This window comes from Streptomyces sp. 8L (genome assembly GCF_020176795.1).
GTDB lineage: Bacteria > Actinomycetota > Actinomycetes > Streptomycetales > Streptomycetaceae > Streptomyces.
Window position 1 is genome coordinate 1 of sequence record NZ_JAIUKE010000866.1, and the last position, 1,541, is coordinate 1,541.

The following is a 1,541-nucleotide window of genomic DNA, read 5'->3' on the forward strand; positions in this document are numbered from 1 at the left end:
AACTCCAGCGGCAACGGCTTCGGACCAGGCATCGCCCCACCCTATAACCGCAAGCGAACTACCGACTCAGGACACTAGGGCGGCCGACCGCAGGTAAGTTCGGAGAGGTCGTCTTCCAGGCCCGCACATCGACCAACCGGCAGGAGCCAGCCCGTGCCCCCTCGCTCACCGTCCCCCGATCCGTGGGCCGAGGCCGTGCGGCGCGCGACTGCCGCCACTGCGGCCGATCGGCCGGGCGGGATGGACGAGCGGTGCTGGGACGACGTCGCGATGCGTGACATCGTCGCCGTAGTCCTCTACGCCCTACACCTGCGCAAACTTAGGCCGGTCGAAGCGATCGGCTGGCCGTCGGTGCTGTGGCAACTGCGCGACGACGTACGGGTGACCGAGCTGGTCACCACCGTCCTGCCTCACGCCGGACATGACCTGGCCCGTACCGCCGCGCCCGGCGATGCAGTGAGCGAGTGCTGGCGGTGGCTGACCCGGACATGGGATCCGGGCGCCCCGGTGACACCCGCCCACGGCTGGGTACCGGACACCCCGGAGCCCCGGTGGGGCGGCATGACCCGGGGTATCGGCCGTGGCCTGCCCGACCCCGCGGTGGAGGTCTGCACCCCGTGGGCGGCGCGCGTCGTCCAACGGCAGATGATCATCGAGAACGAGGGGCACCACCTCTATTCCCGGGTCAAGATCATGACAGGCGCGTTGAGCGGACACCGCGGATACGTATTTGACGTCGGCTGGCATTTCGATGACAAGAGCGAGACGGTCGACGGGCCGGCCAGGTACGTGCTCGACCTCGACGACGTTGAAGAAACCGAGGACATCGACGCAGATCAGGTGGAGGCGTGCGCCGATCTGCGCTGGTCGCGCCGCCCCGAAGGAACGCTCAAGGACGGCCCTCCCCGGGGGTGGAACGATCCGCTTCCGCCGGCCAAGACCTGTGAGGAGGACCTCCGGGAGCTCCTCGACCGGGCCAGCAATCCGGAGGCGGTGCCCGACCAGCTGTGCCATGCCATCGTCGGCGCTCACAGCCATCACCACCTGGAGCTGGACTGGCAAGCCCGCCCCGCCCCTCAGCGGGTCACCTGGCGCGTCCTGTACCACTGGTATCAGCTGACCGAGCAGTACGCGGACGACCAGCGCGCCGACCTCTACGAGGTCGTCGTCACCCACCACGTCCACGACGACAACCCCACCCACCACCTCGCCCTCAGCGAGAACGACCTGCCCGGCCTGATCGCACGGTGCACCACCGGGAAGTGAGCCCCGAAGAGTTCGACACCTGTCTCGCTGAGGAGTACCAAAAGGCCGGCGTCACGCTGCCCGACGCTCTCCTGAGTGCGTGGCCTTCCCGGAGCAGCAGGCGGTGCTGTAGGTAGTTGGGAGTGCGCCAACGCCTGGTGCGCCCACTCCGTGGCCGAGCCCATCAGGGTGCCGCCAGGCCAGTGGCGGGCGGAGGGGGTCTGTCAAAAGAGCGGCCCTGTCTCATATTCGGTGGTGACGCAGAGTCGTGGAGGTCGTTGATAGTCACGTGAAGG

1 protein-coding gene is annotated in these 1,541 nt (G+C 68.3%); it reads left to right on the forward strand.

What is annotated here, in order from left to right; all coding sequences use genetic code 11:
- The first annotated feature begins 153 nt into the window (after window positions 1-153).
- Window positions 154-1,266: a hypothetical protein gene (locus LCE31_RS39520; protein WP_225023111.1), complete on the forward strand. Its 1,113-nt coding sequence runs from the start codon at window positions 154-156 to the stop codon at window positions 1,264-1,266.
- Window positions 1,267-1,541 lie beyond the last annotated feature (275 nt).